General features: G+C 57.8%; 22 protein-coding genes. 15 read left to right on the forward strand and 7 right to left on the reverse strand.

Annotated features, from left to right (window positions below; all coding sequences use genetic code 11):
- The first annotated feature begins 3 nt into the window (after positions 1 to 3).
- From CFE47_RS16485 to CFE47_RS16500, 4 genes are all read left to right on the forward strand, one after another.
- Positions 4 to 966 (forward strand): NAD-dependent epimerase/dehydratase family protein, encoded by a 963-nt coding sequence (locus CFE47_RS16485; protein ID WP_286838554.1) that lies wholly within the window; start codon positions 4 to 6, stop codon positions 964 to 966.
- Between the two features lie 20 nt (positions 967 to 986).
- Positions 987 to 2012 (forward strand): MraY family glycosyltransferase, encoded by a 1026-nt coding sequence (locus CFE47_RS16490; RefSeq protein ID WP_286838782.1) that lies wholly within the window; start codon positions 987 to 989, stop codon positions 2010 to 2012.
- A 59-nt stretch (positions 2013 to 2071) separates the two neighbouring features.
- Positions 2072 to 4066, forward strand: a complete 1995-nt coding sequence (locus CFE47_RS16495; protein ID WP_286838556.1) for a polysaccharide biosynthesis protein — start codon at positions 2072 to 2074, stop codon at positions 4064 to 4066.
- A 110-nt stretch (positions 4067 to 4176) separates the two neighbouring features.
- On the forward strand, positions 4177 to 4509 hold the full coding sequence (locus CFE47_RS16500; RefSeq protein ID WP_286838558.1) for a ComEA family DNA-binding protein: 333 nt from the start codon (positions 4177 to 4179) through the stop codon (positions 4507 to 4509).
- 36 nt (positions 4510 to 4545) lie between these two features.
- On the opposite strand, the gene CFE47_RS16505 is transcribed toward CFE47_RS16500, so the two are convergent.
- The gene (locus CFE47_RS16505) at positions 4546 to 5115 is read right to left on the reverse strand and encodes a TetR/AcrR family transcriptional regulator (RefSeq protein WP_286838560.1); all 570 of its coding nucleotides are present in this window, start codon (positions 5113 to 5115) and stop codon (positions 4546 to 4548) included.
- 133 nt (positions 5116 to 5248) lie between these two features.
- On the opposite strand from CFE47_RS16505, the gene CFE47_RS16510 reads away from it, so the two are divergent.
- On the forward strand, positions 5249 to 5893 hold the full coding sequence (locus CFE47_RS16510) for a GntR family transcriptional regulator (protein WP_286838561.1): 645 nt from the start codon (positions 5249 to 5251) through the stop codon (positions 5891 to 5893).
- A 15-nt stretch (positions 5894 to 5908) separates the two neighbouring features.
- A complete protein-coding gene (locus tag CFE47_RS16515) occupies positions 5909 to 6757 on the forward strand; it encodes an urea carboxylase-associated family protein (protein ID WP_286838563.1) in 849 nt (282 codons plus the stop codon).
- 71 nt (positions 6758 to 6828) lie between these two features.
- Here CFE47_RS16515 and CFE47_RS16520 read toward each other — a convergent pair whose 3' ends face one another.
- Together CFE47_RS16520 and eat are read right to left on the reverse strand one after the other, a co-directional pair.
- Entirely contained in the window at positions 6829 to 6996 is a 168-nt protein-coding gene (locus CFE47_RS16520; RefSeq protein ID WP_008437727.1) for a DUF2897 family protein, read from the reverse strand.
- Positions 6997 to 7107: 111 nt separating this feature from the next.
- Positions 7108 to 8472 carry an ethanolamine permease gene (gene eat, locus CFE47_RS16525; RefSeq protein ID WP_286838566.1) on the reverse strand — a complete coding sequence of 455 codons (1365 nt, stop codon included), beginning with the start codon at positions 8470 to 8472 and terminating at the stop codon, positions 7108 to 7110.
- Positions 8473 to 8862: 390 nt separating this feature from the next.
- Here eat and kdpF point away from each other — a divergent pair, with 390 nt between their 5' ends.
- The 6 genes from kdpF (at position 8863) to CFE47_RS16555 (ending at position 16974) form a co-directional block, all read left to right on the forward strand.
- A complete protein-coding gene (gene kdpF, locus CFE47_RS16530) occupies positions 8863 to 8952 on the forward strand; it encodes a K(+)-transporting ATPase subunit F (protein ID WP_286838567.1) in 90 nt (29 codons plus the stop codon).
- A gap of 9 nt (positions 8953 to 8961) precedes the next feature.
- Positions 8962 to 10656, forward strand: coding sequence for a potassium-transporting ATPase subunit KdpA (kdpA, locus tag CFE47_RS16535; RefSeq protein ID WP_286838569.1), 1695 nt, complete (start codon positions 8962 to 8964; stop codon positions 10654 to 10656).
- A gap of 16 nt (positions 10657 to 10672) precedes the next feature.
- Complete coding sequence (gene kdpB, locus CFE47_RS16540; protein ID WP_502695492.1) at positions 10673 to 12730, forward strand: potassium-transporting ATPase subunit KdpB; 2058 nt, start codon at positions 10673 to 10675, stop codon at positions 12728 to 12730.
- Positions 12731 to 12912: 182 nt separating this feature from the next.
- Positions 12913 to 13458 carry a potassium-transporting ATPase subunit KdpC gene (kdpC, locus tag CFE47_RS16545; protein ID WP_286838573.1) on the forward strand — a complete coding sequence of 182 codons (546 nt, stop codon included), beginning with the start codon at positions 12913 to 12915 and terminating at the stop codon, positions 13456 to 13458.
- A gap of 137 nt (positions 13459 to 13595) precedes the next feature.
- Positions 13596 to 16247, forward strand: a complete 2652-nt coding sequence (locus tag CFE47_RS16550) for a DUF4118 domain-containing protein (RefSeq protein WP_286838575.1) — start codon at positions 13596 to 13598, stop codon at positions 16245 to 16247.
- 37 nt (positions 16248 to 16284) lie between these two features.
- Positions 16285 to 16974 (forward strand): response regulator, encoded by a 690-nt coding sequence (locus CFE47_RS16555; protein WP_185708767.1) that lies wholly within the window; start codon positions 16285 to 16287, stop codon positions 16972 to 16974.
- Positions 16975 to 17106: 132 nt separating this feature from the next.
- Here CFE47_RS16555 and CFE47_RS16560 read toward each other — a convergent pair whose 3' ends face one another.
- Complete coding sequence (locus CFE47_RS16560) at positions 17107 to 18144, reverse strand: patatin-like phospholipase family protein (protein ID WP_286838576.1); 1038 nt, start codon at positions 18142 to 18144, stop codon at positions 17107 to 17109.
- A gap of 215 nt (positions 18145 to 18359) precedes the next feature.
- Between CFE47_RS16560 and CFE47_RS16565 the strand changes: the two genes are divergently transcribed.
- The 3 genes from CFE47_RS16565 (at position 18360) to CFE47_RS16575 (ending at position 20332) form a co-directional block, all read left to right on the forward strand.
- Positions 18360 to 18638 (forward strand): hypothetical protein, encoded by a 279-nt coding sequence (locus CFE47_RS16565; RefSeq protein WP_010176194.1) that lies wholly within the window; start codon positions 18360 to 18362, stop codon positions 18636 to 18638.
- A gap of 44 nt (positions 18639 to 18682) precedes the next feature.
- The gene (locus tag CFE47_RS16570; protein WP_286838581.1) at positions 18683 to 19444 is read left to right on the forward strand and encodes a CHAD domain-containing protein; all 762 of its coding nucleotides are present in this window, start codon (positions 18683 to 18685) and stop codon (positions 19442 to 19444) included.
- A gap of 90 nt (positions 19445 to 19534) precedes the next feature.
- Positions 19535 to 20332: an acyl-CoA thioesterase gene (locus CFE47_RS16575; protein ID WP_286838583.1), complete on the forward strand. Its 798-nt coding sequence runs from the start codon at positions 19535 to 19537 to the stop codon at positions 20330 to 20332.
- Positions 20333 to 20335: 3 nt separating this feature from the next.
- Here CFE47_RS16575 and CFE47_RS16580 read toward each other — a convergent pair whose 3' ends face one another.
- The 3 genes from CFE47_RS16580 to CFE47_RS16590 all read right to left on the reverse strand — a co-directional run bounded on the left by CFE47_RS16580 (position 20336) and on the right by CFE47_RS16590 (position 22069).
- Positions 20336 to 20698 carry a DUF962 domain-containing protein gene (locus tag CFE47_RS16580; protein WP_286838585.1) on the reverse strand — a complete coding sequence of 121 codons (363 nt, stop codon included), beginning with the start codon at positions 20696 to 20698 and terminating at the stop codon, positions 20336 to 20338.
- Between the two features lie 118 nt (positions 20699 to 20816).
- A complete protein-coding gene (locus tag CFE47_RS16585; protein ID WP_286838588.1) occupies positions 20817 to 21314 on the reverse strand; it encodes a hypothetical protein in 498 nt (165 codons plus the stop codon).
- A gap of 101 nt (positions 21315 to 21415) precedes the next feature.
- Complete coding sequence (locus CFE47_RS16590; RefSeq protein WP_286838590.1) at positions 21416 to 22069, reverse strand: hypothetical protein; 654 nt, start codon at positions 22067 to 22069, stop codon at positions 21416 to 21418.
- Positions 22070 to 22076: the final 7 nt, after the last annotated feature.

Genomic DNA, 22076 nt, shown 5'->3' on the forward strand with positions numbered 1-22076 from the left:
CATGTGAATAAGGTTTTGCTCACCGGCGCGACCGGTTTTGTTGGTTCGGCGCTTTTGGCCCATTTGGAAAAGCAGGCGAATCATCCTGTGTCTATTGCCTCCCGTTCTCAACACGTGGGGATTGAACGTGATTGTCAGGTTTTCAACCTTGGCGAATTCGGCGCGCAAACGAATTGGCACCTCGCGCTGGGGGGCGTTGACTGCGTAGTTCATATGGCAGGGCGTGCTCATGTCTTGATACGTGAGACCAATGCGCTTGAACTTTTCCGAGAGGCCAATACGCGGGCGACGCTAAACTTGGCTACACAGGCCGCCGCCGAAGGTGTAAAACGTTTCATCTTCATCAGTTCAATTGGCGTGAATGGGGCTTATACCACCGATCTCCCTTTCTCTGAGTTGTCCGTTCCTACACCCAACGCTGATTACGCAATTTCCAAGCAGGAGGCGGAAATAGGGTTATTGCAACTCGCGCAGGCTACTGAGATGGATGTTGTGATCATTCGGCCTCCCTTAGTCTATGCCGCTCATGCTCCTGGGAACTTTCACAGATTGCTCCAACTAGTCCATTCAGGCATCCCTTTACCTTTTGGGCGAGTTAATAACAGCAGAAGCATGATTGCCTTGGAAAATCTGGTTGATTTCATCGCCTTTTGCATAGATCACCCTGCGGCGGCTAATCAGGTCTTTTTGGCTTCAGATGGTGTTGATTTTTCGACGGGACAAATGATCAGGCTTTTAGCCAAGGGTATGGGACGAAAAGCGGCTTTGGTCCCGTTTCCAGTATCGTTGCTGAGAGTGTCTGCGAAGCTATTGGGTAAGCAGGGGGTTTATACCCAATTGTGCGGTTCCCTGCAGATAGACGTTTCCAAAGCCAAGCAACTGCTTGGCTGGACGCCGCCTTTGTCAGCTGAGGCGGCAATGATCAGGGCTGGGGAAGGGTTCAATAACCGCATCGTCGGTTCGTAAAGCGTTTGGAGTATTGAGTGATGGTCTGGGTTTTTTTTATTGTGACAGGTGGTATTTCTCTGCTATTAACAAGTGCTCTACGACGATACGCGCTCGCTAAAAGCCTGATAGATGTACCCAACGCCCGCAGTTCCCACACGGTTCCCACTCCTCGTGGTGGTGGCGTGGCGATCGTGGTGAGTTTTTTGTTCTTGTTACCCTTTCTCGCGATATTTTCGCTTTTATCTTGGTCGTTCACCTGGGGACTCTTAGGCGCCGGCGCCGGCATCGCGATATTGGGTTTCCTGGATGATCATGGTCATATCGCAGCAAGATGGCGGTTGCTTGGGCATTTCAGTGCCGCCGTGTGGGCGCTTTTTTGGACGGGAGGAGTGCCCCCCCTCGCTGTCATGGGTACAACATTTGAGATGGGCTGGATTGGCACTGTACTGGCCATGCTCTATTTGGTTTGGATGCTTAATCTCTACAATTTCATGGATGGAATTGACGGACTAGCCAGTATTGAGGCTATTTTCGTCTGCTTGGGGGCTGCGTTGATTTACGCGTTAATGGGGCTTGGTTCTATGGCCTGGGCGCCGTTGCTGTTGTCATTCGCGGTCGCCGGTTTTTTGTATTGGAACTTCCCTCCGGCGAAGATTTTCATGGGGGATGCAGGCAGTGGTTTTCTAGGTGTAACGCTGGGGATTTTTTCCTTGCAAGCTGCCTGGGTGTCTCCTTCACTCATTTGGGTTTGGGTGATTCTGATGGGTGTGTTTATAGTCGATGCCACCTTTACGCTGATCAGGCGCTTGGTTCGGGGAGATAAGGTCTATGAAGCCCACAGGAGCCATGCCTATCAGTACGCGTCCCGAAAGTATGGTCGTCACTTACCTGTTACGTTGGCTGTCGGTTTAGTGAATCTGATTTGGCTGCTACCCATTGCGCTGTGTGTTGCCTTGCTTGGACTGGATGGTTTACTGGGCGTGATAATTGCTTATGTTCCATTACTCATATTGGCCACGATGTTTCATGCCGGCACCGTCGAGAAAAACGAACCTGTGAATTAATTCGCCAGTGTATTTAGTAATTTTGCTTTTTGTATTGCGGTGCTTGTTCGGAGGTAGTTATGGATATGTTACGGACCTATTTGTTGGGCCTGCCTCGCCGGTATAAACGATTCATCCAGGTACTGACTGACGTCGTGCTGGTTTGGTCTGCACTCTGGGTGGCTTTTCTCGTGCGTTTAGGGATCGACGACATGATCAATCCTATCCGTATGCACTTCTGGCTCTTTATCTGCGCGCCGCTGATCGCCATTCCCCTGTTTGTCCGTTTTGGTATGTACCGCGCTGTCATGCGTTATTTTGGTAACGATGCGTTGATCTCGATTATCAAGGCTGTGAGCCTGTCATCTTTGATATTGGCATTGGTTGTTTACTGGTACAGCAACCATCAGAACGTGGTGCCACGCTCTATTATTTTCAATTATTGGTGGCTCAGTCTTATTACTATCGGCGGTCTGCGTCTGGCAATGCGTCAGTATTTTTTGGGCGACTGGTTCACTGCGGCGCAACACGTACCGTTCACCAGTCGTGAAAATGGCCTGCCTAAAGTTGCCATCTACGGTGCTGGTGCTGCGGGTAATCAATTGGTTGCTGCTTTGCGGATGGGACGCGTGATGCGGCCAGTGGCATTTATTGACGACGACGCGAGTATTTCTGACCACGTTATCTCGGGACTTCAGGTATATAAACCCAAACACATTCAACGCATGATCGATGTGACGGGTGCCGAGGAAATATTGCTTGCGATTCCGTCCTCAAATCGCGGCAGACGTCGTGAAATCCTCGGTTTTCTTGAGGGATTTCCTCTTCACGTGCGGAGTGTTCCAGGCTTCATGGATTTGGCCAGCGGGCGGGTCAAGGTTGATGATATCCAAGAAGTCGATATTGCGGATTTGCTAGGGCGTGACACGGTCCCTGCTCAGGCGGACTTACTTGAGCACTGCATAGCAGGGAAGAGTGTTTTGGTTACTGGTGCTGGCGGTTCTATCGGCTCTGAATTATGTCGGCAGATCTTGTCTCTAAAGCCCACGACCCTTTTGCTGTTTGAACACAGCGAATTTAACCTTTACAGCATTCTTTCTGAGCTTGAACAACGGGTTTTGCGTGAGTCATTGGCGATCAAGGTCTTGCCAATTCTGGGCTCGGTCCGTAATCAGTCTAAGCTGTTGGACGTCATGAAAACCTGGCACATCGACACGGTCTATCATGCCGCAGCTTATAAACATGTACCGATGGTTGAGCACAATATTGCCGAAGGCGTGCTGAATAATGTCATTGGAACGCTTAGCACCGCACAGGCTGCCCTTCAAGCTGGGGTTGCCAATTTCGTCCTGATTTCCACAGATAAAGCAGTACGCCCGACCAATGTGATGGGCAGCACCAAGCGCTTGGCTGAGCTTACGTTGCAGGCGCTCAGTCGTGAGTTGGCCCCCGTTTTGTTTGGTGACAGAGCCAAGGTTTCACACGTCAACAAAACCCGCTTCACAATGGTCCGCTTCGGCAACGTATTGGGCTCCTCGGGTTCAGTCATTCCACTGTTCCATAAGCAGATCAAATCTGGTGGTCCGTTGACGGTTACTCACCCGAAAATCACCCGATACTTTATGACTATCCCTGAAGCCGCACAGTTGGTTATCCAAGCGGGTTCGATGGGGTTGGGCGGCGATGTATTTGTTTTGGATATGGGGGAACCGGTAAAGATCGCTGAACTGGCTGAAAAGATGATTCATCTATCAGGATTCAGTGTGCGTTCGGACAAAAATCTTCATGGCGACATCGCCATCGAATTCACTGGTCTGCGTCCCGGCGAAAAGCTTTACGAAGAGTTGCTAATCGGCGACAACGTCGTCGCCACCCAGCACCCAATGATCATGAGTGCAAACGAAGACCATCTCTCGTGGGAAGTGCTTAAGGGCAAGCTAACCGAGCTACTAGCCGCCGTGGACCAAGACGACTACACCCGGGTCCGCCAACTCCTTCGCGACACCGTCAGCGGCTACTCCCCTGACGGCGAAATCGTCGATTGGATCTATCAACAGCGTCGCCTGGACCCCTGATTTAACACCCTGTTACTCAAGCACTTTTGACGAATCCCCAACATCGCCTAAGTTTGAAAAGCAGCTTCGGAAAAGCTGCTTTTTCACCTACCGATCCCAAGGAGCGTCAAATGCAAACCCCCTACCTAACCTCCCTAATCTTCGCCTTCCTCACCACTCTCTCCCTCACCACCACCGCAGCCCCCTCCATCAAACCAGAAGCCCCAACCCCCATCACCGCCCAACTCTCCAAAACCGAGCAACCCGCCAAGGTCAACCTCAACGCCGCCGACGCCGAAACCTTACGCCGTGACCTCTTTGGCATCGGCGCGGCGAAAGCCAAGGCGATCATCGCCTACCGTGAAAGCAATGGCCCGTTCACGGCGGTGGATGAGTTGTTGGAGGTAAAGGGGATCGGCAAGGCGTTGTTGGAGAAGAATCGCGAGAGGCTGGAAATCAACTAACACATATCAGGAGGGCCGGTCATTGACCGGCCTTTTTTAATCCTCGGGCTCACATATCTGCGCTTTCAAGCTTTCACGGACCACATCCATGATTCGCGCCGCCAGGGCCGGATTTTCGACACTTCGGGCCAGCACCAGCGCTCCAACCAGTGTCGACATCATCAGCAATCCCTGGGTATCGCCTCGTCCATCCGCCAGTGCTGCTTCTATTTGCTTGAGCCTTGCGCCAAGTACCGCATCGGTCGTTGCGCTTTGCTGGCCTCTTAGCCCTAGTTCAGATGACATGGTCGGCAGCGGGCATCCTTCACCTGGGGACGTGTGGTGCCATTCCGACAGGTAGCTGTCGATAAACGCTTCCAGTGGCCTTTCTTGGCTGAAGAGCATCTCGCAATGGGCATCCAACTCGGCAGCAGCAGCCTGCAGCGCTTTTTCCACCAATTCGTCCTTAGAGGCGAAATGCGCGTAAAACCCGCCGTGTGTCAGGTTCAGTGCTTTCATCAATGGCTGTAGCCCCGTGGCACCAATACCATCGCGGCGAAAGCGAACGGAAGCTTCCTTGATGATGCGTTGGTGGGTCTGGGCTTTATGGTCTTGTGAATAACGCATTGGGATGCCTCGGGGACGTAGCGGCATTCTAACGAAGGTGGACCTTTTTAAACATCACGACAATACCGCGTTGTATTGGCATGAAAAATGATTACGTCTGCTTTAGGTATTGTTCAACAATCGTGAGGCCGTGATGACGCTTAGCATGTCCTTAGCCGACCAGATTGCCCTGGAATTGCGTGCCGACATTATTGGTGGGCGGCTGCTGCCGGGGATGGCGTTGGTGGAAGTGGAGTTGGTCAAAGCTTACAACGCGTCGCGTAATACGATTCGCGAGGCACTGCACCGTTTAGGGCAGGAGGGATTGACCCGTTATGTGCGCAACAAAGGCGTGATGGTCCGGCGTCTTGAGCGCTCAGAAGTGCGTGATCTATTTGTGGTCCGTCGCACGTTGGAGCTGCAGGCCATCGCCCAGAGCCGCTCGCTCACTGAGGATCAGTCCGAGCGCATGTTAAACGCCATCGAAGCCACCACTCTGGCAAGGGAGCGCGAAGACTGGCGTGCTGTAGCTACTCACAGTTTGGTATTCCACCAACTGATTGTGGGCTTGATGCGTAGCCCACTGTTCGACGAGTTTTTTGCCCAGGTCATCGCCCAGCTGCGCCTGGTGTTTTGCGCTGCGCCTGATGAGCAGCGTTTCCAGTCGCCTTGGCTGGAGCGTGACCGCGAGATTTATCAACTATTGGTCCAGAAGGACAAGCCAGCGGCAGGGGAGGCGATGAGCTTGTACCTGGATGATTCGGAACGCCTGTCGTTGGCCCTGTTTTCCACCCCCTGATGGAGGATGCGCATCATGTACAAAGACTATCCGGCCGCTTATCAGGTCAGTAAAGGTTCAGCGTTACAGGTAGACACGGCGTTTTATGAGCGTATCCGTGATCGAAAGGAGCAGCGCACGCTGATCGAGCAGTTTGAGGTACCCATCCGTACGGGCAGGGCGTGGAAGGTGCCGGCGGGGCATGTGTTTCGTGTGACTACGCCAGTGGGCCCGCAGGTGGGCGACTTCAATGTGTGGAACGCCAACGACCCTCGCGAACGGCTTTGGGCGGCGCGTACCCGTCAGCTACAGGGCGCTCATGTCAGCACCCATGATCGGCTTTGGTCGAACCTGCCGTTCCTGCGGCCTTTGGTGACGATCACCGATGACAGTCTGGCGGGCTACGGTATCGATGAGCACGGTGGGCGGCTGCACGATTTGCTAGGCACGCGCTGCGATCCGTATGTGAATCGCATGCTCACTGGCGAGGACTTCCATCATCATTGCCATTCGAACCTGACCCGTGCGGTATTACCTCACGGGCTGACAGAATTTGACGTGCATGACGTGTTGAATATTTTCCAGTGCACGGGCCTCAATCATGACGACATGTACTTCATGAAGGCTTGTCCGGCGCAGAAGGGCGACTACCTGGAGTTTTTTGCCGAGATTGATTTGCTGTGTGCGTTGTCGACCTGCCCAGGTGGGGATTTGTCGCTGCCGATGTGGGGGCCGGATGCACAGGACCCGCTGACGGTGTGTCGTCCGTTGGGGGTCGAGATTTATAGGTTGGAGGAGGCGCTACTGGGCGGCTGGAGTCAGCCGGAACGTGCTGCCTACAAGGGGCAGCACGGATTGCAAATTGCCAAGGCGGATTGGGAGTAGGGCGGATAAGGGGGCTGCTTCGCCGCCCTGCGCGGGGCAAGCCCGCTCACTACAATAAGCACGAATGCGGATTAGCGATCCTGCGCGTCCTTGGCGTCCGCCTGGGCGTTGCGTTCGGCCACGCGTTTGCGTTGTTCGTCGGTGAGTTCGACCTTGTTGGCGCTGTCACGCAGCATGAGCAGCCCACCGACGATCGACCCGATCGCTACCACTAAAATCAACCACGCATACCACGGCATAAGGCTCTCCTTGAGGCAGATTGCCGTGGGAGAATTTTCCCACGGTAATAACTGCTTTGAGTAACGGACTTTCTGACTAGTTCAGTGTAGGCCCGTTCTGCCCCAAGTAGGTCAAAGCCCAGTCAACATCACATCCGCCGGCGCATCCGCACGGTCTTGCGCAGTCATCTGGAAGTACGCAAACCCCACCGCCATAAAGCCCAGGAAGATCAACCCGATCAGCGCGTTGAACCATGCCATTGCCACCAGGCACACCACCGCCAGTACCAGCGCAATACCCGGCACGATCGGGTAACCCGGTGCACGAAAGGTCCGCTCCAGCAGGGGCTCGGTCTTACGCAGTTTAAACAGGCTGAGCATGCTCATGATGTACATCACGATGGCGCCGAACACTGCCATGGTGATCATCGCTGCGGTCAGTGTCATGCCGCCCAGGTTGATCAGGCCATCGCTGTAGATGGCGGCGATGCCGACCACGCCGCCGGCAATGATTGCTCGATGGGGTGTCTGGAAACGCGACAGTTTGGCGAGGAAGGAGGGCAGGTAACCGGCGCGGGCGAGGGCGAAGAACTGGCGCGAGTAGCCGAGGATGATGCCGTGGAAACTGGCTACCAGGCCGAACAGGCCGATCCACACCAGCATGTGCAACCAGCCGGAGCTGTCGCCTACGACGGTTTTCATGGCTTGTGGCAGTGGGTCGTTGATGTTGGACAGGGTGCGCCAGTCGCCCACGCCGCCGGCGAAGAACATTACGCCCATGGCCAGGACCACCAGGGTGAGGATGCCGCTGATGTAGGCTTTTGGAATGGTGCGTTTGGGATCTTTCGCTTCTTCGGCGGCCATGGCTGCGCCTTCGATGGCGAGGAAGAACCAGATGGCGAAGGGAATCGCGGCAAACATGCCGGCAATCGCGGGGGCGCCGAAGGTGTCGGAGCCGGCCCAGCCATTGAGGGCGAAATTGCTGAAGCTGAATGCTGGGGCGACCACGCCCATGAACACCAGCAGTTCGGCGACGGCCAGTACGCACACTACCAGCTCAAACGTGGCGGCGAGTTTCACACCGAGGATGTTCAGGCCCATGAACACGATGTAGGCGCCGACTGCCGCATGCTTCGGGTCCAGCGCCGGGAATTGCACATTCAGGTAAGCGCCGATGGCCAAGGCAATGGCTGGCGGTGCGAAGACGAATTCGATCAGGGTCGCAAGGCCGGCAATCAAGCCACCTTTCTCACCAAACGCTCGACGGCTGTAGGCAAATGGCCCGCCTGCGTGAGGAATGGCGGTGGTCAGCTCGGTGAAACTGAAGATAAAGCAGGTGTACATCGCGGCGACCATCAGCGAGGTCACCAGGAAGCCCAGGGTCCCGGCGACGCCCCAGCCGTAGCTCCAGCCGAAGTATTCCCCGGAGATCACCAAGCCTACGGCAATGCCCCATAGATGCAGGGTGCCTAGGGTGGGTTTGAGTTGTGTGTTCATGTGTTGCTCTCCCTGAACCGGTTGGAATGATTCAAGGTGTTGCAGTGGGCATGCCATGCCGGACATCTGTGTCGTAAAACGGCGTAATTGTCGCCAAAGAGACGGTTTGGCGTTTGAAAGTTTCCGTCATTGCACCAGATAAGTGCGGTGCTGTCTGGGCTGCAGTCATCGCGGGCAAGCCCGTTCCCACATTGGACCGTGTATTTCCTATTGAAGCGCTGTCGAGTGTGGGGCCCTCCCACCCACCAAAATAACCCTGTAAACCCCGTATAAACCCACTCTTTACGCCGTCTTTACGCCCCAGCCATTCCCTCGCTCTCGTTCCTTTACGCCACTCCTGCGGACAATTGCCCTACACGCGGCAATACGCCGCTAAACGGAGAGACTTCCATGAGCGTTCTGGACGGGGTGTCACTGCTATTGGCCGTGGCGCTGTTCATTTATCTGCTGGTTGCGCTGTTACGCGCGGATCAGAACTAGGAGCGGGCCATGCACAGTTATGACTATTGGCTGATCATTGCCTTCTTTGCCCTAGTGTTGGTGCCCGCGCCGTTCCTGGGGCGGTTCTACTACAAGGTGATGGAGGGCCAGCGCACGTGGCTGAGTCCAGTTCTGGGGCCTGTCGAAAATGCCTGTTATCGCCTGTCCGGTGTTGACGCGCATGAAGAGCAGAGCTGGCAGAAGTACACCTTGGCGCTGCTGGCATTCAACCTTGCCGGTTTCGTGCTGCTGTTCGCGATACTGCTGTTCCAGGACTATCTCCCACTCAACCCGCAGAAATTGCCGGGACAGGAATGGACACTGGCCTTCAACACCGCAGTCAGTTTCATGACCAACACCAACTGGCAGTCCTACAGCGGTGAGGCATCCCTCAGCTACCTCAGCCAGATGGCGGGACTGACCGTGCAGAACTTCGTCAGTGCTGCCACCGGCCTCGCTGTCCTGGTCGCTTTGTGCCGTGGGATTGGTCGCAAATCCACCAAGACGTTGGGCAACTTCTGGGTCGATATGACCCGCGCCACGCTCTATGGCTTGCTGCCGTTGTGCCTGGTGCTGGCGTTGTTTCTGGTCTGGCAGGGCGTGCCACAGACCTTCGCGCATTACGTCGATGCCGTGACGATGCAAGGTGTGGATCAGGTGATCCCCTTGGGCCCGGCAGCCAGCCAGATTGCGATCAAGCAATTGGGCACCAACGGTGGCGGCTTCTTTGGCGTCAACTCGGCGCACCCGTTTGAAGACCCGACAGCCTGGGCCAACCTGTTTGAGTTGGCGGCGATCATCCTGATCCCGGTAGCACTGGTGTTCACCTTTGGCCACTACGTTAAAGACCTGCGTCAGAGCCGCGCGATCCTCGGTTGCATGCTGGCGCTGTTCCTGATCGGCGGTGCGACCTCGCTGTGGGCCGAGTATCAGCCCAACCCGACGCTGAATAACCCGGCCGTCGAACAAACCGCGCCGTTGGAAGGTAAGGAAGCACGCTTCGGTACTACCGGCACGGTGCTCTGGTCGGTGACCACGACGGCGGCGTCCAACGGTTCGGTCAACGGCATGCAGGACAGCCTCAACCCCCTCAGTGGCATGGTGGCGCTGGTCAACATGATGGTCGGCGAAGTGATCTTCGGCGGTGTGGGCGCCGGCATGTACGGCATGCTGCTGAACGTGTTGATCGCAGTGTTCCTCGCCGGGTTGATGATTGGCCGTACGCCGGAATACCTGGGCAAGAAACTCCAGGCGAAAGAAGTGCAATTACTGGTGGTGACCTTGCTGGTGATGCCGGTGGGCACTTTGGTTCTGGGGGCCATCGCCGCCAGCTTGCCGGGTCCGGCAGGTGCCATCAGTAACCCCGGCCCCCATGGTTTCAGCCAGTTGCTCTATGCCTACACCTCGGCCAGTGCCAACAACGGTTCTGCGTTTGGTGGTTTCAGTGCCAACACTGCGTTCCACAACCTGATGTTGGGCCTGGGCATGTTGATCGGCCGCTTTGGCTACATCCTTCCGGTACTGGCCCTGGCCGGCAGCCTGGCAATGAAGAAGACCGCGCCGATTGGCCAGAACAGCTTCCCCACCCATGGCCCACTGTTCGTGACCCTGTTGACCGTGACCATTCTGCTGGTAGGCGGCCTGACTTTCCTGCCAACGCTGGCGTTGGGCCCTATCGCTGAACACCTGAGCATGGGCTTCTAAAAGAAGGGATATGAAAATGAATATGCCTGCTAAAAACGCAGCTCCCGTACACACCCAGGAGCCTGCCAAAACCGCCATCTCTGCGCTGTGGCGCCCTGCGCTGGTCCAGGCGTTCGTCAAGCTGGATCCGCGCCAGCTACAACGCTCGCCGGTCATGCTGGTGGTCGAATTGACCGCCATCCTCACCACCGTGCTGTGCTTTGTGCCGGAAACCACTGTACCGACCTACGTCGCCGTGCAGATCGCCGTGTGGCTGTGGTTCACCGTGCTGTTCGCCAACTTCGCCGAAGCCTTGGCCGAAGGGCGTGGCAAGGCTCGCGCCGACAGCCTCAAGGCTGGCAGCGAAGGCCTGAGTGCACGGCGCAAAGAGGCGGATGGCAGCTTCAAGGTCGTGCCAGCTACTAGCTTGCGCAAAGGTGATGTGGTGCGCGTCGCCGCCGGGGAAATGATCCCCGGTGACGGCGAGGTCATCGAAGGTATCGCGGCGGTCAACGAAGCGGCGATCACCGGTGAATCCGCGCCGGTTATCCGTGAATCTGGCGGTGATCGTTCGGCTGTCACCGGCAACACCCGTCTGGTGTCGGACTGGTTGTTGGTGCGTATTACCGTCAACCCCGGTGAGTCCACGCTCGACCGCATGATCGCCCTGGTAGAAGGCGCCAAACGCCAGAAAACCCCCAACGAAGTGGCGCTGGATATCCTGCTGATCGGCTTGACGCTGATCTTCCTGCTGGTGGTGGTGACCCTGCAGCCGTTCGCCCACTTTGCCAATGGCAACTTGCCGCTGGTGTTCCTGGTCGCACTGCTGGTGACGCTGATTCCTACCACCATCGGCGGCTTGTTGTCAGCCATCGGTATCGCTGGCATGGACCGCCTGGTGCGTCTCAACGTGATCGCCAAATCCGGGCGTGCCGTGGAAGCAGCAGGTGACGTACATGTGTTGCTGTTGGATAAAACCGGCACCATCACCTTTGGTAATCGTCGCTGTGCAGCAGTCATCGCAGCGCCTGGCGTCAGTGGCCGTGACTTGGCCGAAGGCGCCCTGTTGGCGTCGCTGGCGGACGACACTGCAGAAGGCAAATCCATCGTCGAATACCTGCGTGCCTTGCACCCGCAAGCCGAGCCGTCGCTGGACCAACTGACCTCGGTGCCCTTTAGTGCCGAAACCCGTTTGTCCGGTGTCGACTACCAGGGCCGTGTATTCCGTAAAGGCGCGGTGGACTCGCTGCTCGCTTTCATCGGCCAACAACGTCGTGACTTGCAACCTGCGTTGTCGCGGGAGATCGACAAGATCGCCCAAAGCGGCGGCACCCCGTTGCTGGTGTGCGCCGACGGTAAGTTGCTCGGTGCAATCCACCTCAAGGACGTGGTCAAACCCGGTATCCGCGAACGTTTCGCCGAACTGCGCAAGCTGGGCATTCGTACCGTGATGGTCACCGGCGACAACCCTCTGACCGCTGCCGCAATTGCTGCTGAAGCAGGCGTGGACGACGTATTGGCCGAAGCCACGCCGGAGAAAAAACTCGCGCGCATTCGTCACGAGCAGAACGACGGTCGCCTGGTTGCCATGTGTGGCGACGGCGCCAACGATGCCCCGGCCTTGGCCCAAGCTGACGTTGGCATGGCGATGAACGACGGCACCCAAGCCGCTCGCGAAGCCGCCAACATGGTCGACCTCGACAGCGACCCGACCAAGCTGCTGGACGTGGTGCAGATCGGCAAGGAATTGCTGGTGACCCGTGGCGCACTTACCACCTTCTCCATCGCCAACGACGTGGCCAAGTACTTCGCGATCCTGCCGGCGCTGTTCGCCTCGATCTACCCGCAACTGGGCGTGCTCAACGTGATGCACCTGCAGAGCCCGCAAAGCGCGATTCTCTCGGCCATCGTGTTCAACGCCCTGATCATCGTGGTGCTGATTCCCCTGGCGCTGCGCGGTGTACGGGTGCAGGCGGCGAGTGCGGCGGCGTTGCTGCGTCGCAACCTGCTGATCTACGGGCTGGGTGGGATTCTGGTGCCGTTCGTAGGCATCAAGGCCATCGACATGCTGCTGACCGCACTCCACCTGGTGTAACCCGTAGTGAGCGGGCTCGTCGAATCGTCGCACCGCCCGCGCTGGGTGGCGAAGCCGCCCTAATCAGGACGCCGCGGTGTTTCAGGAAGACCGAGGTGTCTGGTTTTAGGGCGGCTTTGCCCCCAGCGCGGGACAAGCCCGCTCACTACAAGTACGTATTCCACGCAATAGAGGAATTTGAAATGTCCAACATAATCCGTCCAGCGCTGAGCCTGCTGGTCCTCATGACCCTGGTCACCGGCGTCGCCTACCCCTTGGTGGTGACCGGCGTCGCCCAAGTCGCCTTTCCCGACCAGGCCAATGGCAGCCTGGTGCGCGATGACAGCGGCAAGGTGCGCGGTTCCAGCCTGATCGCCCAGGATTTTACCGGTGACAACTGGTTTCATCCGCGTCCTTCGGCGGGCGCATTTGCTACGGTTTCCAGCAGCGCCAGTAACCTGGGCCCAAGCAACCCGGCACTGGCGACGCGCATTTTCGACGACGCGAACAAACAACTTGTACCTGGCCAGGGGCCAGTGCCTTTGGTGTCGCTGACTACCTCTGGCAGCGGTCTTGATCCACACTTGCCACCGCAGGCGATTGCCTATCAACTGGCACGGGTGGCAGCAGCGCGGAATGTACCGGTGTCGACCTTGCAACGGTTGCTGGATGAGCACATAGAAAGCCCGTTGGTGGGCCCGCCGGTAGTGAACGTGCTGGCGCTGAATATGGCCCTGGAAAAACTCTGAACCCCTGTGGGAGCGGGCTTGCTCGTGAAGACGGCATATCTGCCAGTACTTCCGTCACTGGCAGACCGCTTTCGCGAGCAAGCCCGCTCCCACATTGGATCTTCAGTGAACTTTACTACCTGAAGGAACTCCCCAGCATGAGCGACTCCGGCCGCGCCGACGCCCTCCTAGCCGACCTGCCCCGGGACGGCCGCGGCCGGCTCAAGGTCTTCCTCGGCGCCGCACCCGGCGTGGGCAAGACCTACGCCATGCTGCAGGCCGCCCACACGCAGTTACGCCAGGGCGTGCGCCTGATCGCCGGTGTGGTCGAAACCCACGGCCGCGCCGAGACCGAAGCCTTGCTCAGTGGCCTGCCGCAACAGCCATTGCTGCGCAGTGAATACCGTGGCGTCATGCTTGAAGAAATGGACCTCGACGGCCTGCTCGCCGCCAAGCCCAAGCTGGTGCTGGTGGACGAACTGGCCCACAGCAACGCCCCCGGCAGTCGTCATGAAAAGCGCTGGCAAGATATTCAGGAATTGCTCGCCGCCGGTATCAACGTGTTCACCACGGTCAACGTCCAGCACCTGGAAAGCCTCAACGACCAGGTGCGCGGCATCACCGGTGTGCTGGTCCGCGAAACCCTGCCGGACTGGGTGCTGCAAGAGGCCGACGAACTGCTGCTGATCGACCTGCCGTCTCGCGAATTATTGGAGCGCCTGCGCGACGGCAAGGTCTACGTGCCTGAGCAGGCCCGCGCGGCCATCGATGCCTTCTTCACCCAGACCAACCTGATGGCCCTGCGCGAGCTGGCCATGCAAACCGCCGCCGCCCACGTTGATGACGATTTGGCCCAAGGCTATCGCCAACTCGGCCAGGCAGCGCCGGCGGTGCGCGGTCGCCTGCTGGTGGGCGTGGATGGCGATGCGCAGGCCGAACGCCTGGTGCGGCATGCCAGTCGCGTCGCCCAGCGTCGGCATTTACCCTGGAGCCTGGTGCATATCGACAACGGCCGCGCACGGGATGAGCAATCGCGCCTGCGCCTGCAAAATGCCCAGCAACTGGCTGAGCGTTTGGGGGGCGAGGTTGTTTTGTTGCGGGCGGGAGAGGTGGCCAAGACCCTGATCCAGCACGCCGCCGAGCGTCGCGCCAGCCTGCTGTTGGTGGGGCAGTCGCGGATGCGCTGGCGTCGGCGTTTGTTCGGGGGTGGGCTTGCCGCGCGCCTGTTGCGCAATGCTCGTGGTTTGGAAATCAACGTCCTAGACAGCGACGACATCCCTGCACCACCGCGCATGCCCGATGTACGCGGCTTGGTGTGGTTCGACTACGGGCTGGCGGTGGTGGCGACGGTGGTGGCTGCCGCGTTAGCCTGGGCCGTGGCCAGTGTGTTGCCGTTGCCGAACATCTCTCTGGTGTTTCTCGCAGCTGTATTGCTGGTGGCCGTGCGCAGCAGCCTCGGGCCTTCCCTGGTGTGCGCTGCGCTGTCATTCCTGACTTACGATTTCCTGTTTATCCCGCCGAACTTTTCCTTCGCCATCCAGCGTGAAGAGGACGTGCTCACGCTGCTGTTCTTCCTGCTGATGGCCGCGCTCACCGGCAACCTCGCCGCGCGGCAACGCCGGCAGTTGCAGGCATTGCGTGACACGCAGGAAGAAACCAGCGAGCTGCTCGACCTGTCGCGCAAACTCACTGCCGCCACCGACCGCCAGGCGGTGATCAGTGCGGCAGCCCATCATCTGGAAGGCTGGAGCGACCTGGATTTGTGCCTGGTCAATCGCAATGGCCAAGGTGGCTGGAAGGTTGAAACCGGCGCGCCACTGACCCTCACCGAAGCCGAGCGCGCCGCCGCCGACTGGGCCTGGCAACACGACCAGCCAGCCGGCATGGGCACCGGCACGCTGCCGTTTGGACGTTGGTGGTGGTGGCCGCTGTCGGGTGAAGAGGGCCCGTTGGGCTTGCTCGGTGTCAGTCCCAAACCGGGCCTGGAGTTGAGCGGGCAGCGGCGACGTCTACTCACTGCGTTGAGTCAACCGTTGGCCCAGGCGCTGGCGCGGGCGCAACTGGCGCAAGAGCTGGAGTCCGCCCGGTTGCACGGCGAAACCGAGCAACTGCGCAGCGCCTTGCTGGCCTCGGTGTCCCACGATCTGCGCACGCCGTTGACTGCCATGCGCGGCAGCATCGACAGCTTGCTGGCCTTGGGTGAAGCCATCCCGTTGGAAGACCGTCGTGAGTTGCTGGAAGGCACCCGCGATGAAGCCGAACGCCTCGATCGTTATATCCAGAACCTGCTGGACATGACCCGCCTGGGTCACGGCGCCCTGAAGCTGGCGCGGGATTGGGTGTCACCCGGCGATATCGTTGGCAGTGCTCTTGGGCGATTGCGTGCGGTGTTGGCGCCGTTGCAGGTGCGTGCCGATGTGCCAGCGGAGTTGCCGTTGCTGTACGTGCACGCGGCGTTGATCGAGCAAGCGTTGGTCAATGTGCTGGAAAACGCTGCGCGGTTCTCACCGGCCCACGGGCGTTTGCACGTGAGTGCTGGCGTGTCCGACAACCAACTGTTTTTCGCGGTGGCCGACGAAGGGCCGGGCATTCCCGAAGACGAGCGTGCGAAGATTTTCGATATGTTCTACACCGCCGCGCGCGGGGATCGAGGCGGGCAGGGCACTGGCCTGGGCCTGGCGATCTGCCAAGGCATGGTCGGTGCCCACGGTGGGCATATCAGCGTTGCCGATGGCATCGACGGGCGCGGCACCTGTATCACCCTGTTCCTGCCACTGCCGACTCAGCCTGGCCTGGAGCGCGAGGCATGAGCTACCCTGTTTTCTTCACGGATTATGATTGGACACCATGAGCCAGACCTCGACGATTTTGGTCATTGATGACGAACCGCAGATCCGCAAATTCCTGCGCATCAGCCTGGCCTCCCAAGGCTATAAAGTGATCGAGGCTGGCACCGGCAATGAAGGCTTGGCGCAGGCGGCGTTGAGCAAGCCGGACCTGCTGGTGCTCGACCTTGGCCTGCCGGACATGGACGGCCAGCAAGTGCTGCGCGAGTTTCGCGAATGGTCGACGGTGCCGGTGCTGGTGCTGTCGGTACGGGCCAGCGAAGGGCAGAAAGTCGAAGCCCTCGACGGCGGTGCCAACGACTACGTGACCAAGCCGTTTGGCATCCAGGAATTTCTCGCCCGCGTGCGTGCGTTACTGCGCCAAGCGTCGGCGGGAGAGGCTCAGGAAGCGGCCTTGCGTTTTGGCCCGCTGACGGTAGACCTGGCCTACCGCCGCGTACTGCTGGACGGCGTCGAAGTGGCGCTCACCCGCAAGGAATACGCGGTGCTGGCGCAACTGGCGCGGCATCCAGGTCGGGTGATCACCCAGCAGCAATTGCTCAAGGATATCTGGGGGCCGACTCATACCGAAGACAGCCACTACTTGCGGATTGTGGTGGGGCATTTGCGTCAGAAGTTGGCGGATGATCCGACGCAGCCACGGTTTATCGTGACCGAGGCGGGGGTGGGGTATCGGTTGTTGAGTGCCTAGATGTGTGGTGCCTGGCCCGGCGCTATCGCAGGCAAGCCAGCTCCCACATTTGACCGCGTACCCTCTGAATAAACGCGGTCGAATGTGGGAGCTGGCTTGCCTGCGATAAGGCTTTCAGCACCACCACAACACTCAGCGCTGCTCACTCTCATACCGATCCAACGTATCACTGGCAATCTCCCGCCCCAACGCGATCAACTCCGGCGCCTTGTAGAATTCGAAAAACCGACACACCCGCTTCGGCACGTTGATCAGCACATCCGGCGGGTACCCGGCGATCTTGTACTGCGCCAACGACGTCTGCATCACCTCGAAACTCTGGTTGATCAAATCCAGCAGCGACGCCGGCCCGACGTTATCAATGATGAATGAACCGGTCGCCGACTTCGGCGCCCCTGCTTTTTCCGGTGCGGCGGCAGGTTGCTGGGATTCGGGCTCGGCCGACTCCAGCCAGGGGTTTATATCCGCCGCCTCAGCTTGCAAGGCCTCCTGCTCCAGCTTCATCAATTGCTCGGCCTGTTTGCGGCGAAACGGCAGGTGTGAGCCCAATGACTTCGCCAGGCTGTTGAAGCGGCTCTTGAACGCCGGCGGTCGCTGGATGACCGGCAAGTGATAGTGCTTTTGGTTGGTGGCGTTGAGGTTGACCGCGATGATCAAATCGCAGTGGCTCGACACCACCGGCACGATGGGTAACGGGTTGAGCAAGCCGCCGTCTACCAGCATGCGGTTGCCCTGCATCACCGGCGTGAACAGGCTGGGGATGGCCGCCGAGGCGCGCATGGCCTGGTGCAGGCAGCCTTCCTGGAACCAGATCTCCTGCTGATTGGTGAGGTCGGTGGCGACCGCCGTGTAGGGAATGCGCAGCTCTTCGATGTTGAGTTCACCGACGATCTTGCGGATTTGTCCGAAGACCTTCTCGCCACGAATCGCCCCCAGGCGAAAACTCACATCCACCAGGCGGAGCACGTCGAGGTAGTCGAGGCTTTCGATCCAGTTTCGATACTCCTCCAGTTTGCCCGCGGCATAGATCCCACCCACCACGGCGCCCATGGAACAACCGGCGACACAGGCGATGTCGTAGCCGCGTCGTTCGATCTCTTCGATCACCCCGATATGGGCGTAGCCCCGGGCTCCGCCGGAGCCCAGCACCAAGGCAACACGCTTTTTCATGGTCCATGTCCTCCCCAAGGCAGACGCCCACAATGCACCCATTGAGGGGGCGGCTTCAATCGCCGGAGGCGTCTACACTATTTTTCAGGATAGCCATGCTACTCGGGTATGCTCTGGCAATAGGCGCTTTCGATTTCAGGATACGACAAGGCACTTTTCGTTGTAGGCAACGTCTACACGAGTACGACTGTTTTTCTTTATTTGAGGTGTCATCGATGAAAGCCTGGATGTGTGTGCCTGTGATCGTATTGGCCCTGGCCGGTTGTGCCGGGAAGACCGCATACCGCGACAGCTGCGGCACGCAACTGGATGCCGCCTGGCATGAGTTGGACCTGGCCAAGGCCGAAGGTTTTGCCGGGACAGTGAGCTACTCCAAGGCCTTGTCTCTGTTGACCGGTGCCAAGACCCAGCAACAATTCGAAGCGTTTGAAGGCTGCTCCAACAAGGCCGAGAAAGCGCGGTTCTACATTCGTGAGTCTCGCGCCGGGCGTTGACCTGTAGCAGCGGGTAGGATTTTTTATCAGAAGGTGAGGGCAGGATGTCAGCTTTGGTCGATCAGTTAGTCGCTCAGGTCATTGGCCTGGAAGTAGGGTTACTGAGCTGCCAAGCTCGCCTCTCAGCCGTCACCGACGATGAAGCCTTGCACGACCTGCGCACTACCGTGCGGCGTCTGCGCAGTCTGTTACGCCCTTTGCGCGGCTTGCCGGGGGTAGAACAGCTTGAGTTGGCCGCCAGTGCGGTCGGCCAATTGACTACGCCGCTGCGTGACCGTGAGGTCCTTGCGGCGTATTTACACCAGCACGGGTATCACGACGCGGCGAACCGACGCCTGCGCCTGCAACCCGAGGCCTATCGCCAAGTGGCACAAAGCCCGGAGTTGGCGCATCTGCTGCTGATCCTCGATGCGTTCCCACGGTTTATCCGCGCATCTGAACATCAAAAACTGCTCAAGGGCCTGCGCCCACGCATCGAGAAGCGTCTGGCCAAACAATGGCGGGCACTTGATGAGGCGCTGAAGGACCCCGGCCACGATCGCCACCGCCTACGGTTGCTGATCAAGCGCGTGCGGTATGCCGCCGAAGCTTATCCCGAACTGGACAAACTCCCCGCCAATGCCATGTCGCGCCTCAAGAAAGCCCAAGGCGCCTTGGGGGATTGGCATGACTGTTGGCAGTGGTTGGCCCAGGCCGAACAACAGCCGGACTTGCAGCCCTGCGTCGCGGTATGGCGGCGCACCATGGCCAAGGCCGAAGGGCAGGCGGACCGTGTGCTGGATAAACTCAGCGGCGATTGTTTCTAGATCGGTCCGGTTTTTGGCCGGAATAAGCGCTGCACCTGACGGTTACGATGGTTAAGATCCTCCATCTGTTTTGTTTGATGTGAGGTCGCCATGCGCTTTAGTGATTTGCTCGACGCTGCCCGTAGCAACCCGCTGGATGTCACCATTCCTGCTGAATGGGCCCAGGGGCGTGCCTCCTTTGGTGGCTTGGTTGCCGCCTTGCAATACGAAGCCCTGCGGGCTCAGGTCCCGGTGGATCGGGGGTTGCGTTCGCTGGCGATCACCTTCGTCGGCCCGGTTGCGCCGGATGTACCTGCCAGTTATCAAGTCGAGGTGCTGCGCGAAGGCAAGGCGGTCAGCCAATTGCTCGGTCGGGTGGTGCAGAACGGTGAAGTGGCAACCCTGGTGCAAGCCAGCTTCGGTGCATCCCGCGAGTCCGAGATCGACGTCGCAGCGCAGCCTGCGCCCGTGTTCAAGCATTGGGACGAATGCCAGGAGCTGCCGTATATCAAAGGTGTCACCCCGGAATTCATGCGGCACCTGGCGATGCGCTGGAGCGTCGGCGGCTTGCCGTTCACCGGTAATAAATCCCGCGACATGGGCGGCTGGGTTCGCCTGCGCGGCGACGTGAAAGAGGAGCCGCTGACCGAGGCGCACATCCTCGCACTGGTCGATGCCTGGCCACCTTCAGTACTACCGCATCTGAAGAAGCCTGCTCCCGGTAGCACCCTGACCTGGACCATCGAGTTTATCCAACCGTTGCCGGACCTCACCACCCTCGACTGGTGCCAGTACCAAGTGAGCATCGAACACGCTCGCGATGGTTACGGTCACGCCGCCGCCGCACTGTGGAGCCCGACCGGCGAGTTGATCGCCATCAGCCGCCAGACCGTGGTGGTGTTCGGCTGAGCCTCAGTGGCGATGGCGTTGCCGCCAGGCGCGCCACCAGCCACCGCTCAATACAAACCGCGGAAAGGTCACAAATTGCTCGACCACCAGACGCTGCACTGCGTCTTTGCGATCACTGAACGGCTCGCTGACCTGGGCTTCCAGGCTGTGACCATGACGCTGCAATGCCAGGCCTGCGAGGATACCCACGACCCCTATGGCGAAACTGGCCAGGCTCAGGCTGAACACGCCCGACACAATCAATAGAAACCCGATAATGAACAGCGGCACGGCAATCAGGTGCAGCGCCAGGTTGGCCGGGTGCTGGTGGTTTTGTGGGTAATTACGCCATTGCCAGGCGGGGAGATTGGGGTGACGTTTGCCCATGATGGTGCATCCTCTGTCCGTTGAAATGACTTGGATAGAGTTTAGGTGGGGGTGAGTGGAGTGGCGAATTGGGGCTGGCTATGGGGGTCATAGAAGGCCATTCATGGAAAATCCTTTTTCAAGCCCAAAGGACACAATCATGATCATCCATGTGCACCAAAAACGTGAGGGCGCTATCCGCTACCCAAAATGGGTATCCAGTCGTTTCACGTAAAATAGACGCGACGTCTTGTGCATCGTCGACTTTCCACGCTCTGTAGTTTGAGTCATAGACTATAAGAAATAGGTGTTTTTGGTGAATTCGATGGTGTATTTCCTGCCAGAATTTTGGATTGTGTTCTGTGCTTTTCTCGTTCAAATCGACCGGGTCAAGTACGTTGCTCTCAGATTTGAAAAACTTTTTCGTGAGAGCAGTTATTAGTGTTGAGAGTTCTCTTTGCTCAAGTTTAGTATGGTCGATTTTCATTTCTGCGAGGGTTTCATCTATCTTTCTTTCAAGATAGTTTGCCTTCGCGATGGTTGGGTTGATGGTTTTTATGGTGAGTGCCTCTTTGTTCTGAGTGTTTTGGACGAGTCCTGTGTCTACTTTTGTTGAGGCTTTTAAAGGGGTATCCATATTTTCATTGACTTTTATTGTTCGTGATGAGGGGGCGTATCTAATTTTTTAACTATCGGGGTGGATAGGGTTTAAGTTTTGGTGGTCTCTAGATTGTTTGGTTAAGGTTGCTTTTCAAGTTGGCTGTGAATGTACTTGTAAACCCCGGCCCTGGGGATTTCATCGATTTCCAGGCTGGCAAGAGCGTCTAATATTTCGGGAGCGTGCATGGAGTGGCATATCAGTTGAGCGGCTCCGTGCGTTTCTGAATCGTAAAATCTGAACGAGAGAATTTCCTTGTCCACGAGAATCAATTTAAAGTCCTCAGTTGAGGAGATGTGTTCAAGGTGGCTCAATCGGTGCCACAATTGTTCTATTTGCTCGTTTTCCTCTCTTAGCATTAAGGTTGTTGATCTTCTGTATACCTTAAGATTTATGGGGGCTATGTTTTCTGGTTTGGGATCTAAGTGGATTATTCCTGAGTAAATTAGTGTTTCTTCATTTTTTTTGAAGATGTCTTTTGGTCCTGAATTTTTTGAAAAGTGTTTCAATGTTAGATATTCATGTGTTTTGCTGTATTGAGGTGAGCCCGTGGTATACCATTTTATTATTGTCGGCCATTCATGTGCCAGCAAAGATGCAAGCATGCGCCACGTTTCCCATACACTGCCAAAATCTTGGTTGAGTAGAGATATCGTGGTGTACTCACGGTCTTCTGTATGCTGGATTTGATCCCAAGGGCGTATGCCGAATTCGTATATGAAAACTGTCTTCATTTTCTAT

This window comes from Pseudomonas sp. PGPPP1 (assembly GCF_002255865.1).
Taxonomy (GTDB): Bacteria; Pseudomonadota; Gammaproteobacteria; order Pseudomonadales; family Pseudomonadaceae; genus Aquipseudomonas; species Aquipseudomonas cremoris.

Bases quoted from the DNA above. Each gene is read 5' to 3' on its own strand.
- CFE47_RS16490 (WP_286838782.1), top strand. From the start codon at position 987: ATGGTCTGGGTTTTTTTTATTGTGACAGGTGGTATTTCTCTGCTATTA.
- CFE47_RS16495 (WP_286838556.1), top strand. From the start codon at position 2,072: ATGGATATGTTACGGACCTATTTGTTGGGCCTGCCTCGCCGGTATAAA.
- CFE47_RS16500 (WP_286838558.1), top strand. From the start codon at position 4,177: ATGCAAACCCCCTACCTAACCTCCCTAATCTTCGCCTTCCTCACCACT.
- CFE47_RS16505 (WP_286838560.1), bottom strand. From the start codon at position 5,115: ATGCGTTATTCACAAGACCATAAAGCCCAGACCCACCAACGCATCATC.
- CFE47_RS16510 (WP_286838561.1), top strand. From the start codon at position 5,249: ATGACGCTTAGCATGTCCTTAGCCGACCAGATTGCCCTGGAATTGCGT.
- CFE47_RS16515 (WP_286838563.1), top strand. From the start codon at position 5,909: ATGTACAAAGACTATCCGGCCGCTTATCAGGTCAGTAAAGGTTCAGCG.
- CFE47_RS16520 (WP_008437727.1), bottom strand. From the start codon at position 6,996: ATGCCGTGGTATGCGTGGTTGATTTTAGTGGTAGCGATCGGGTCGATC.
- eat (WP_286838566.1), bottom strand. From the start codon at position 8,472: ATGAACACACAACTCAAACCCACCCTAGGCACCCTGCATCTATGGGGC.
- kdpF (WP_286838567.1), top strand. From the start codon at position 8,863: ATGAGCGTTCTGGACGGGGTGTCACTGCTATTGGCCGTGGCGCTGTTC.
- kdpA (WP_286838569.1), top strand. From the start codon at position 8,962: ATGCACAGTTATGACTATTGGCTGATCATTGCCTTCTTTGCCCTAGTG.
- kdpB (WP_502695492.1), top strand. From the start codon at position 10,673: ATGAATATGCCTGCTAAAAACGCAGCTCCCGTACACACCCAGGAGCCT.
- kdpC (WP_286838573.1), top strand. From the start codon at position 12,913: ATGTCCAACATAATCCGTCCAGCGCTGAGCCTGCTGGTCCTCATGACC.
- CFE47_RS16550 (WP_286838575.1), top strand. From the start codon at position 13,596: ATGAGCGACTCCGGCCGCGCCGACGCCCTCCTAGCCGACCTGCCCCGG.
- CFE47_RS16555 (WP_185708767.1), top strand. From the start codon at position 16,285: ATGAGCCAGACCTCGACGATTTTGGTCATTGATGACGAACCGCAGATC.
- CFE47_RS16560 (WP_286838576.1), bottom strand. From the start codon at position 18,144: ATGAAAAAGCGTGTTGCCTTGGTGCTGGGCTCCGGCGGAGCCCGGGGC.
- CFE47_RS16565 (WP_010176194.1), top strand. From the start codon at position 18,360: ATGAAAGCCTGGATGTGTGTGCCTGTGATCGTATTGGCCCTGGCCGGT.
- CFE47_RS16570 (WP_286838581.1), top strand. From the start codon at position 18,683: ATGTCAGCTTTGGTCGATCAGTTAGTCGCTCAGGTCATTGGCCTGGAA.
- CFE47_RS16575 (WP_286838583.1), top strand. From the start codon at position 19,535: ATGCGCTTTAGTGATTTGCTCGACGCTGCCCGTAGCAACCCGCTGGAT.
- CFE47_RS16580 (WP_286838585.1), bottom strand. From the start codon at position 20,698: ATGGGCAAACGTCACCCCAATCTCCCCGCCTGGCAATGGCGTAATTAC.
- CFE47_RS16585 (WP_286838588.1), bottom strand. From the start codon at position 21,314: ATGGATACCCCTTTAAAAGCCTCAACAAAAGTAGACACAGGACTCGTC.
- CFE47_RS16590 (WP_286838590.1), bottom strand. From the start codon at position 22,069: ATGAAGACAGTTTTCATATACGAATTCGGCATACGCCCTTGGGATCAA.